The following is a 10,948-nucleotide window of genomic DNA, read 5'->3' on the forward strand; positions in this document are numbered from 1 at the left end:
AGCGGCCGCCGTCGGGCAAGCCGCGTCGAGGCTGAGCAGCTCGGTCTGCACCGACAGAGTCGGATCTTCTGGCGCGAGGTCCTGCTGCACGGCCCCGATCCCCTGCGGCCCGCCATCTGGGCCCGTACCTCCTTTGCTCTCAGTGCCATCGGGCGAGGGCTGCGCCCCCTGACGCGACACGGCAGCCGACCCATCGGCAACACCCTCTTCCGCCATCGACGTCTGCGCCGCGGGCCCGTGCAGATCCACTGTGCTCCGGGCTACGGACCGCGGCGGCGCTGGTGGCGCCACTCCCTCCTGTGGCGCGGCAGCACCCGGGTGCTGGTGATAGAGCATTTTCTTCCGGATCTGCCGGTCTGGCGCGGGCGGGGCAGAAACTGACGATGCTGCGAAGCCGCGACAAACTGCGCGCCTATGCCGCCCTGATGCGCATCGACCGCCCCATCGGCGTGCTGCTCTTGCTCTGGCCCACCTACTGGGCGCTGTGGCTGGCCGCTGGGGGCAATCCGCCCCTGGGACTTTTCCTCATCTTCAGCATCGGCACCTGGCTCATGCGCGCCGCTGGCTGTGTGATCAACGACTTTTTCGATCGCGATTTTGACCGCCAGGTAGCGCGTACCTGCCAGCGACCCCTGGCCGCAGGCCTCATAGGCCGGCGTGAGGCCCTGGCGCTGTTCGTCCTGCTCCTGCTTCTGGCAGCTGCCCTACTGCCTTTTCTCAACCGTCTGACCATTCTCCTGGCGCTGCCGGCAGTCGCCATCAGTATCGCCTACCCGCTGTTCAAACGCTTCACGCACCTGCCCCAGGCCTTTCTGGGCCTCGCCTTTTCCTTCGGTATCCCCATGGCCTTCGCCGCCGTTCAGGATCGGGTCCCGAGCCTCGCCTGGTGGCTCATGCTCGCCAACTTCTGCTGGGTGATGGCCTACGATACCGCCTATGCCATGTCCGACCGTCCGGACGATCTCAAGGCCGGCGTGCGCTCCACCGCCATCCTCTTCGGACGCTTCGATTGGCTGGCCATCGGCCTGTTCCACCTGGGGGCCATCGTCATCCTCGCCGCCATCGGGCTGCACCTGGACCTGCGCTGGCCCTTCTGGGTGGGCCTGGTGGGCGCCGCCTCACTCATGGCCTACGAGCAGCGCTGGCTCAGCGGCGACCGCGACGCTGCCCTGCGGGCCTTTCTCCACAACAATTGGGTCGGGCTCCTGATCTTCTGGGGTATCAGCGCCGGTCTTGCACACTGAACCGGCCAGGGTTCATGACGAAGAACTTATACACAATCCAGTTCGCACCGGAATCTCGACCGCCGATCCCGCTGATCCCTCAAGAGATTTTTTTTACTTTATGTTTTTCAATGAGTTATTCGTGCCTCATCGTTAGGCACGGCAAGCAAGCTCAAGGATGACAATGACTTCCGCCCCTTGTCACGACTCTGCACACAGACTTATCCACAGAATCTGTGGGCAAGTGTATGGCTGACGATACAGAGGAACTCACCGCGGTAACGGACAGCGCCGTGGAGGTGGCTGTCTTCGCACCGCTGCGGCAGAATTTCTCCTACCGCTGTCCGGTGCCGGCGCCGGCACTGGGCGTACGCGTGCGCGTGCCCTTCGGTCGCGGCCAGCGCATCGGTATCGTCGTCGGTTTCGGCCCTACGCCCGAGGGCACGTCTCTAAAGGAGATCGATGCGGTCATCGACCCGGAACCTCTGCTGTCGCCCGCCCTCCAGAGCCTGCTGCATTTTGGTTCGGCCTACTATCAGCACCCTCTGGGCGAAGTCTGGGCCACCGCCTTACCCAGCCTGCTGTGCCGCGGACGCCCCCTCCCTGGTGCCGACGATCCCCTGTACCTCTGCAACGCGGCTGCCATCCATAGCTCAGCACGCCTCGGGCCAAGACAGCGCGCCCTGCTGCAGCTCCTTCAGGAGTCGGGCCCGCTGCGCCGGCAGGATCTGCCGGCCACGCTGCGCCCCGCTCTGCCCGGCCTGCTGGCCCGCGACATACTACGTGCAGAGGCCGCGCCGCCTCCCTTGCTCGCGGTGCAGAACTCACCCCATGCCCTGCACGCCGAGCAGCGTGAGGCGGTCGCCGCCCTGCGCGCAGCCCACGGTTTTTCCGTGTTTCTGCTGGATGGTGTCACGGGTAGCGGCAAGACCGAGGTCTATCTGGAGGCGGCCCGCCCGCACCTGGAAGCGGGTCGGCAGGTACTCTTCCTGGTGCCGGAGATCGGTCTGACACCCCAGCTCCTGGGACGCTGCCGCAGCCGTTTCGGCGCCGCCGTAGTGGCCGCTTACCACTCGGGTCAGAGCGAAGCGCAACGCCTGCGGGTCTGGCACGGCGCCCGCAGCGGCCAGCTTCGGGTCATCGTCGGCACCCGTTCCGCCCTGTTTCTGCCTCTGGCGCGCCCAGGCCTCATCGTCGTCGACGAGGAGCACGACCCTTCCTTCAAACAGCAGAGCGGCTGGCTCTACTCCGCCCGGGATCTGGCCATTCGCCGCGCCCAACTGGAATCCATACCCATCGTCCTCGGTTCTGCCACTCCCTCTCTGGAGAGCCTGCAAAACGCCTACAGCGGCAAGTATCGGCACCTCAGACTACGCCAGCGCGCCACCGCCATGAGTCTGCCGCCCATGACCATCCTGCCCATGCGCCGACGTCTGCTGCAGGCTGGCCTGTCCATAGAGCTGCTGAAGGCCTGTGGCCAGACCCTGGAGGCGGGGCATCAGGTCCTGCTGTTTCTCAATCGGCGCGGTTATGCGCCGGCCCTGCTCTGTCACGACTGCGGTACTGTCCTCTTTTGCCCCCGCTGCAGCGCCCCACTGACCTGGCATCGACGCCCGCAGCGGCTACGCTGCCATCACTGCGGCCACGAAGCGACACACCCAGGTCACTGCCCCCAGTGCGCCAGCGTCGATCTGCGCGCCGTAGGCGCTGGCACCGAGCAGCTCGAAGATTACCTACAGCAGCGCTTTCCCGAGGTGCCAGTGCTGCGCATCGACCGCGACTGCGTCACTCACGCTGGCCAGCTGGAGTCCCTGCTGGCCCGGGTCCACAGCGCCGGTCCCGCCATCCTCGTCGGCACCCAGATGCTCGCCAAAGGGCATCACTTCCCCAGGGTCACGCTGGTGGGCATCGTCCATGTCGACCAGAGCCTCTTCAGCGCCGACTTCCGCGCGACCGAACGCCTGGCCCAGACCGTGCTGCAGGTGGCAGGGCGCGCCGGGCGCGGCAACGAACCCGGACGGGTACTGCTGCAAAGCCACGTACCGGAGCACCCCTTGCTGGCGCTCCTGCAGGCGGGCGACTACGGCGCCATTGCCCATCACCTTCTGGAAGAGCGCCGCAGCGCCCAACTGCCACCCTTCCGCGCCCTCGCCCTGCTGCGCGCCGAGGCCCACCGTCCGGAGCGGGTCCAGGCCTTTCTTGAGACCGTGGCAGGGCAGGCCCCCGCTGAACTGGAAATCAGCGGTCCCTTCCCGAGCCTCCTCGAACGCCGTGCCGGCTTCCATCGCGCCGAGCTCTGGCTGGAGGCCGCCGACCGCACCCAGCTTCAGCGCGCCCTGAAACACTGGTTGCGCGAGGTTGGCAAACAGCCCGAGGGCCGGCGCGTGCGCTGGGTCGTGGATGTCGACCCCCTCAACTTCTGACCCGCAGTTCTCACGGTAATCCCGCACTTCATTTTGTCGAAGATGGGCTTTTCGACTAATCTAGCGCTACAAGGACAAGGGCCAAAGGAGTCGCAATGGCAGCAAAACGGAGTCCCCGCGCGCAAGCCACCACGGTGGCGCGCAGTGTTCTCTACGTCGGCCCCCGCGCCATCATCGCCAGTTCGTTGGCGGAATTGGAGTCGGAGGGCTGGGGTCTGTCCTTCATCAGCCACATCGACGACGCCCCCAACGCCCTGAGCAAGATCCGCCCTGCCGCTGCCCTCATCGGTTTCGATGAAAAAGAGCTCCTCCACAGCGGGCAGAAGATCGAATCCATCATCGCGCAATACCCTCACCTGCGCTGGATTGCGCTGCTGCCGCGCAAGGCCCTGGAGGACACCAGCATCCGCAAGCTCATCGGCAGCGCCTTTTACGACTACCACACGCAACCCATCAACACGGCCCGGCTGCTGGTGATCCTCGGCCACGCCGCAGGCATGGCCGAGATTGCCGAAGACGCCCTGTATATAGCGCCGCACGAGCCCGATGCCAGCAAAGAAGTGGAGATGGTGGGTGCCAGCCCCGTCATGCAGCGGATCTACCAGGATATCCGCAAGGTCGCCTCCACCGACGCGCCCGTGCTCATCACCGGCGAAAGCGGCACCGGCAAGGAGCTGGCCGCTCAGGCTATCCACGAGCGCTCCAGTCGCAAGCACGGGCCCTTCGTCGCCGTCAACTGCGGTGCCCTGCCCGCCAACCTCATCCACTCCGAGCTCTTCGGCCACGAGAAGGGATCTTTCACCGGCGCCCACGAGCGCAAGATCGGGCGCATCGAAAGTGCCTCCGGTGGCACCCTATTTCTCGACGAAATCGGCGATCTTCCCCTGGACCTGCAGGTCAATCTGTTGCGTTTCCTGCAGGAGCAGACCATTCAGCGCGTGGGCGGGCGCGAGGACATCACCGTGGATGCGCGCGTGCTGGCCGCTACCCATGTCGATCTCGAAAAAGCCATACGGTTGGGAAACTTCCGACAAGACCTCTACTACCGCCTCAACGTCCTGCAGATCCGCATGCCGCCCCTGCGCGAGCGCGAGGGCGACATTACCCTGCTTGCCCAGTACGTCTTCAACCGCTTTGCCAACGAGCGCGGGCAGCGCGTCAAAGGCTTCAGCGAAGACGCCCTGCAGATCATGGCCAATTACGACTGGCCCGGAAATATCCGCGAGCTCATCAACCGCGTACGTCGGGCCATGGTCATGTGCGACAAGTTTCTCATCACCGCCGCCGACCTTGGCCTCGAACGGCGCCGCAACTCGCGCATTCGCGTCTCCCTCAACCAGGCGCGCGACCTGGCGGAGCGCGATGCCATCAAATCTGCCCTCGCAGACAACCTCGGCAGCGTCACCCGCGCCGCCGAGCAGTTGCAGATTTCCCGCGTTTCACTCTACCGTCTGATGGAAAAGCACGGCATCACCACACCGACACAGAAGAGCTGAGTCCTCGGCGATTCCGCGTGAAGCCATAAGCTTCTGTATTTATCAGCACTTAGTCTCAAACCGCCAACGCTGTAACGGAAGCTTTACAAACACATCGATCTGCGCGCTAACGGATTGATTCACCAAATATCACGGCCATCGCTCAGACCCCAGAAACAGCACTTAGCGGTGCCGCGTATCGAAAATGATACCCTCCGCCAGGCTCCGGCCCCGCAAGCAAGAAACCATATTTCGATTTTTCAGTAGCTTATGGTACGTGGCACGACGCTTGCTAATGTCATGGCGAACGATTTCGAGGGTTTCGCCATGTCACACCAGACGCATCGCTCCAGAAGCCGACTGTGGATACTCCTCGCCGCTGCCAGTACGGCGTGCTGGAGCCTCAGCGGTGTCGCCTCACCAGCCCTTCCGGGAATCCAGGCCGAGGCACTCAGCAACCAGCATCTGGCCCAGGTCAATGGCAAAGGGATCCCCGTGAACCTTCCCAAACTCGTCCACCAAAACGGCAACGGTGTCGTGCTCTGGGACGAGCTTCAAGGCAAGGGCGGTAATAGCATCAGCATGCAAAGTGGTGGCAGCAATCTGCAAAGCGCCTCCATGCAGGTCGGTCGATAAGGCTTCGTACACCACCGGGAGAACGATTCATGTCCAGCCAACGCTTCATCGGAATCGCCATCGCCCTGCTGTGCGGGTCGATCAGCCCCATGGTCTGCGCTGACCCGGCAATGATCGGAAACTCGCTCAGCTCCGTCATTTCGGACAATGCCATGAGTAACGTGCGCGGTGCGACCATGGCGAACCTCGCAGCGGGCAACAATAACCTGCAGGCCAATGCGGCAAGCATCATCATGAGCCCCAACGGTCAGGGTGTGAATCCGCCGGACGGAGTGGTGCAGCAGAACCAGGCACAGACGAACGGCCAATCCGCAGTCAGTCAGAGTACCCAGATCACCGGCAACGCCTTCAACAACGCCACCGGCATCTTGGCCATCAACCAGGCGGCGGGCTCTGCCAATCGTGAGAGTAACCAACTTGGCATCGTATTTGGAGCGGCCAAGCCGGTCACCAATGCGGTGCTGGCCACGAGCCTGCCCAGCGTTTCGGCCAAGGCCCTGAACAAGACCACAAAGGAAGAAGTCACCAGCGTCGCGGTCGCCTCGACCGCTTTCAAAGGCGCCGGAGGCATTGCCCAAGTGAACCAGGTATCGGGTTCGGGCAATGCCTCGGCAAACAGTTTCGCTCTCGGGGTGGCTCCCGGAGTGATTCGGTAGCAAGCAGTGAAGTAGTTGAACCGTCAGTCCATACCTCACCATAGGAGAGTATCATGAACAGCATCCGTAAGTTAAGCCCCATCGCCATCGCCGTCGCCGCCCTCGTGGCTGCGCCGCTGGCTTTTGCTGCCGGCGCCAATGTCGACAATGCGCAGGCCAGCAAGAACAACAGTCAGTATTCCTCTAACGACGGTACCAACAATGCCGTGCTAGAGAATCATGCGGCCGCGAAGGCTTCGGGCAACATTGGCGTCAATATTGCCACGGGCTCGCAGAACCAGCAGGCCAATGCCGGTGCGCTGGCTTCCAACACCATCATCGATCATTCCAAGCCTTCCAAGAGCGACAGCTCCGACGCAATTGCCTAGGAGCAGAGATTAAGAGGCAACCACCATGGAAAAGGACAATTTTCTGCACCCAGGAGAGGGAGCGCGTGCCTGGACAACCGAGCCGAGCGAATCGAGCGCCGTTGTTGCCGGCAACAGTGCCGTGGTTCAGGGCCCACAACGCGTGGTGGAACGAAAGCCACCCATCTACATACCAGTCACCATCAAATTCGTGCTCGCCCAGATTGGCGCAGTTCTCTGGGTGCTGTTCAGTTTCTGGGTTGCCCTGCCCTGGATAAATAATCTCGACAGCGTCATTGGTCCGGTGCTGACCATTCTCATCATTCTGGGCGTGGCCATACTGCCGGGTTACATATCGGGCTTCGTATTCTTCAGCACTCTCATGGACCGAAGGCCCACCCTGAGCGAAATTGCCCATTATCCGGCCATCAGTATTCTCATTGCCGCGTACAATGAGGAGCACACCATCACCGACACCTTGCACTCGGTGCTGTCCCAGTCCTACCCAGGCGACATGGAGGTCATCGTCATCGACGATGGCTCCCAGGACCAGACCGCGGCTCAAGTAGAGGCCGTGATGGATTCGCGCCTGCGCCTGGTGCGCCAACCCGTCAATGGTGGCAAAGCCAGTGCCCTGAACACCGGCCTGCACCACGCCCGCCACGATCTGGTGATCACCGTGGACGCCGATACCTTTCTCTACAAGGACGCCCTGCGCTATCTGGTGGGACGCTACCTCTGCGACCCCTCCAACACCGCCGCCGTTGCCGGCGCCATCGCCGTGCGCAATTCGCGCAAGAACTGGATCACGCGTCTGCAGGAGTGGGACTATTTCCACGGCATAGCCATCGTCAAACGCATCCAGAGTCTCTACCAGGGCACGCTGGTGGCTCAGGGCGCTTTCTCTCTATACGAAAAATCCGTCATTCTCGAGCTGGGCGGGTGGGCGCCTGTGGTTGGGGAAGACATCGTTCTGTCCTGGGGCATGCTGAGCAAGGGCTATCGAATCGGCTACGCCGAAAACGCCGTCGTCTTTACCAACGTCCCCGAAACCTATCGCCAGCTCTTTCGCCAGCGGCGGCGCTGGGCGCGGGGCATGTTCGAGGCCCTGCGGGCGCACCCGGAAATTCTCCTCACACCGCGCATCACCCTGCAATTCGTTCTGGTCAATCTCCTCTTCCCCTTTCTGGACGTGAGTTACCTGCTGTTTTTCGTGCCTGGGGTCATCGCGGCACTTTTTGGTTTCTTTCTCATCGCCGGCCCCATTACGCTCCTGCTCATTCCGCTGGCGGGACTCAACAACCTCGTCATCTTCATCGTCCAGCGGCGTATGTTCAAGGAGCGCGGTCTGAAGGTGCGGAAGAACGTTCGCGGCATGTTTCTCTATGTGTTTTTGTCGCAACTGCTGATGAGTCCGGCCTCCATTGCCGGCTACGCCTCCGAGCTGCTGCGTCTTGGCAAAACCTGGGGGACCAAATGAAGGGGTGCAGACTCTCGCCCAGGCTACTTTTGGGGGCGTTGCTCGTGACAAGCGCCACCATCGCTACGGCGGATCCTGCCTATTCCATCCGTGCGGGCCGCGCCGCCCTCGATGCCAATCACCCGCAGAAAGCCTTGGACGCCTTCCAGCGGGCGCTGGATGACATTGCGGCCGATCCTGCGCGCTACGATGCCGATCGGGTCGCTGCCCTCGCCGGCAAAGGCTATGCAGCCCTTTGGCTCGGCAACGAGCATCAGGCCGAATCCAGCTATCGCCAAGGGTTCGCCATCGCGCACTCGGAAGCCGACAAGAAAACCATGGCCGTCGGACTTGCCCGCGCCCTCATCGGCTTGGGACGGCCGCGCGAGGCCTACGATACCGTTGCACCCTATCGCAAGGTCGATCACGAGGCGGCGCTGCAGGCGGCCATCGCCGCCAATCTTCTGGGCTGGAATGTGCTAGGGGCTCAGGATCTCCAAGACGCGGCGCCAGACGGCGTGTATCCCGGCCCAAATTGGCTCAAGGCGTTGTATCGATATGCTGACGACTACCTGCAGTATGGCCTTGCACCCAAGGTAAACGTCGGTGTCCACTATAGCAGCGATATCGACCACAACATCAATCAGATCTACTCGGCGGACGTACTCTGGCCCGGCAAACCGTTAAGCGATCCCCGGCTGAATCCGACCTTCTGGCAACTGGGCTATCAGCAGACCCAGATCACCGACAGCGTGGGACAGGTGGGCCTGAGTGCCATCCGCGGCGGCTGGAACAGCACCCCGAATCGCAACTGGCAATACAGCATCAATGGGGGTATCGGCACTTCGGGACACTGGGTCTATGGCACCGTGGATTCCCAACTGCTGTACACGCCATCCGACCGCTGGGGCTTGAATCTTGGCGTCCAGCGCGAGCCCATCCGCACCTTTACCGCCGTTCAGAATCACATCTTGGTGAATACGGTGGATGCTGGCGGATTTTATCGGCTACGCAACGTCGCTACCGTCGGCGCTGATTATTTTCACCAGAGTTTCTCTGACGGCAATCAGCGCAATGGGGTCGTCATCAAGGCGACGCCGGAGTTCGTGAGCCTTGGACGCTGGCCCGTGAGTCTGGGTATCCAGGGCTATTATCGTCAATACCATAGTGGTGTGGTCCCTTACGACGGCTATTTCAACCCACGAAACTACCGAGAAGCCATCGGCTATGTGATTTACGTGCAGAAATTCTCGCCCTACTGGACGCTGCGCTTTTACTCCGGCTTTGGCTCCCAGACCATAGACGGTACGACCTCCGGTGTGCGCGATTTCTTCGGCACCCTAAGTGGCCTCGTCGCGCCCTACTGTGCTCTGAGTCTCACGGGCGGCTACAGCCAGATCGCCAACGCCTACGGCGGCGGCCCGGGCTATCACCGCAGCTACATCGAGGCAAACCTGTCCATCCCCTTCTAGGCAGCGCGCCAGGACAGTGAAACGAAAAAGGCGTTGCTGCCCGCCGTGGATTGCGGGCACCAACGCCGCTTGAGATGGGTCAGAGGTTGTAGGGAATGGTCGCCGTCAGCTGAAAATTGGGCGCACTGCTGGTGAGACCGATGCCCAGGTTCATGATCAAAGAGGTGTTCTGGGTAAAGGCATAGGTGAGCCCAAAATTGGCAACGGCCACATTCGCGCCGCTACCGACGATGGGGGTGAAGGCGCCACCCAAGGCGCGCACCTGGGTTTGATCCTGAATGCGGTCCGCAAAGGATGTACTGATACTCAGGCGGTCGTTAAGGGCGTAGGCGACGCCCAGACTGTACTGGAAAGCGTTGCCCAGGCGCACCTGGCCCGGCGTCACCACACCTTGCTGAGTGCTGATGTCCGAGAAGGTTTTCTGCAGATTGTAGTAGTAGTTGACACTGCCAAAGAAAATGGCCGGATCGGAGGTGGACACAAAAGAAAGGCCCGGCGTGATGGTCCACACCCCATTACCTGTAGGCAACTTGGTCGGTACCTGCAAATTGGTGTTGTTGGGATCGGGTTGATAGACCTTGATACCGTAAGGACTCACGCCACTTGGCGCGGTGACCAGAAGACTGGCGGTGAGGCTGGGCCAGTGCTTGCTCTCGTTGAGCAGCTGATAGTAACCGCCAAAACTCACATCACCCAGACGCGGACCGCCGGAGGTTACGCTCGCCTCGCTCTGCGTATTGGCAGCATAACCGGCTCCACCGATTTCGTAGGTGCTCTGGCGGTAGACAATGGGGACATTCAGCACCAGCTGCAGACGGTTATTGATAGGATAATAAGCAGATTCTGTAAAGGTATAGATGCTCGATTTGACTTTGGAGACATTAATGTTGCCGAGAAAAATAGCCCCCAGGGCGAGGAAGCCGTTGAGGTTGATGGTATTGGAATCGGAATAGGCGTAAGAGGCGCTGGATTGCAGGGTAATTTTGTTATAGAAGAAATCCGTGTTCTGTTGAAGAATGGCCTTCTTGCTGGCGGACTCCGGCGGCGCCTTGAGGGTGGAGCCATCCTCCGCATAGGCCTGCGTCCCGATCATGATCGACGAGGATATCAGCAGTATACCCAACCGCTGCGTGTGCGACTTAAGCATGTCCATTTCTCCTTTATGATCCTCGCGCGAGGATAGCACAGGGAAATCAGGCAGCACATAGTTGAGGCCGCCCAAAATGCAGGGACGGTCTGCCGCGGAGCCGCTCAGAG

At 61.7% G+C, this 10,948-nt stretch carries 10 protein-coding genes; 9 read left to right on the forward strand and 1 reads right to left on the reverse strand.

The genetic code is table 11. The features are described 5' to 3' along the window. From Q0C23_RS03260 to Q0C23_RS03300, 9 genes are all read left to right on the forward strand, one after another. Nucleotides 1–381 (forward strand): chorismate lyase (locus tag Q0C23_RS03260; RefSeq protein ID WP_291510950.1); only part of this gene is annotated, 381 nt, incomplete at its 5' end. A 2-nt stretch (nt 382–383) separates the two neighbouring features. Further along, entirely contained in the window at nt 384–1,244 is an 861-nt protein-coding gene (gene ubiA, locus Q0C23_RS03265; RefSeq protein ID WP_291510951.1) for a 4-hydroxybenzoate octaprenyltransferase, read from the forward strand. 227 nt (nt 1,245–1,471) lie between these two features. Further along, nucleotides 1,472–3,646 (forward strand): primosomal protein N', encoded by a 2,175-nt coding sequence (locus tag Q0C23_RS03270; RefSeq protein ID WP_291510952.1) that lies wholly within the window; start codon nt 1,472–1,474, stop codon nt 3,644–3,646. 95 nt (nt 3,647–3,741) lie between these two features. Beyond that, on the forward strand, nt 3,742–5,142 hold the full coding sequence (locus Q0C23_RS03275) for a sigma-54-dependent Fis family transcriptional regulator (protein WP_291510953.1): 1,401 nt from the start codon (nt 3,742–3,744) through the stop codon (nt 5,140–5,142). 306 nt (nt 5,143–5,448) lie between these two features. Continuing rightward, nucleotides 5,449–5,757, forward strand: coding sequence for a hypothetical protein (locus Q0C23_RS03280; protein WP_291510954.1), 309 nt, complete (start codon nt 5,449–5,451; stop codon nt 5,755–5,757). A gap of 29 nt (nt 5,758–5,786) precedes the next feature. Then, on the forward strand, nt 5,787–6,413 hold the full coding sequence (locus Q0C23_RS03285; RefSeq protein WP_291510955.1) for a hypothetical protein: 627 nt from the start codon (nt 5,787–5,789) through the stop codon (nt 6,411–6,413). A gap of 53 nt (nt 6,414–6,466) precedes the next feature. Further along, nucleotides 6,467–6,781, forward strand: a complete 315-nt coding sequence (locus tag Q0C23_RS03290) for a hypothetical protein (RefSeq protein ID WP_291510956.1) — start codon at nt 6,467–6,469, stop codon at nt 6,779–6,781. Nucleotides 6,782–6,806: 25 nt separating this feature from the next. Further along, nucleotides 6,807–8,240, forward strand: coding sequence for a glycosyltransferase family 2 protein (locus Q0C23_RS03295; protein ID WP_291510957.1), 1,434 nt, complete (start codon nt 6,807–6,809; stop codon nt 8,238–8,240). Nucleotides 8,241–8,284: 44 nt separating this feature from the next. Then, entirely contained in the window at nt 8,285–9,691 is a 1,407-nt protein-coding gene (locus Q0C23_RS03300; RefSeq protein ID WP_291510958.1) for a hypothetical protein, read from the forward strand. Nucleotides 9,692–9,770: 79 nt separating this feature from the next. On the opposite strand, the gene Q0C23_RS03305 is transcribed toward Q0C23_RS03300, so the two are convergent. Then, entirely contained in the window at nt 9,771–10,838 is a 1,068-nt protein-coding gene (locus Q0C23_RS03305) for a transporter (RefSeq protein ID WP_291510959.1), read from the reverse strand. Nucleotides 10,839–10,948: the final 110 nt, after the last annotated feature.

The organism is Acidithiobacillus sp., from assembly GCF_023256195.1.
Lineage (GTDB): Bacteria > Pseudomonadota > Gammaproteobacteria > Acidithiobacillales > Acidithiobacillaceae > Acidithiobacillus_A.

Coding starts and splice junctions, on each gene's coding strand:
- ubiA (WP_291510951.1), top strand. CDS start 384: ATGCTGCGAAGCCGCGACAAACTGCGCGCCTATGCCGCCCTGATGCGC.
- Q0C23_RS03270 (WP_291510952.1), top strand. CDS start 1,472: ATGGCTGACGATACAGAGGAACTCACCGCGGTAACGGACAGCGCCGTG.
- Q0C23_RS03275 (WP_291510953.1), top strand. CDS start 3,742: ATGGCAGCAAAACGGAGTCCCCGCGCGCAAGCCACCACGGTGGCGCGC.
- Q0C23_RS03280 (WP_291510954.1), top strand. CDS start 5,449: ATGTCACACCAGACGCATCGCTCCAGAAGCCGACTGTGGATACTCCTC.
- Q0C23_RS03285 (WP_291510955.1), top strand. CDS start 5,787: ATGTCCAGCCAACGCTTCATCGGAATCGCCATCGCCCTGCTGTGCGGG.
- Q0C23_RS03290 (WP_291510956.1), top strand. CDS start 6,467: ATGAACAGCATCCGTAAGTTAAGCCCCATCGCCATCGCCGTCGCCGCC.
- Q0C23_RS03295 (WP_291510957.1), top strand. CDS start 6,807: ATGGAAAAGGACAATTTTCTGCACCCAGGAGAGGGAGCGCGTGCCTGG.
- Q0C23_RS03305 (WP_291510959.1), bottom strand. CDS start 10,838: ATGCTTAAGTCGCACACGCAGCGGTTGGGTATACTGCTGATATCCTCG.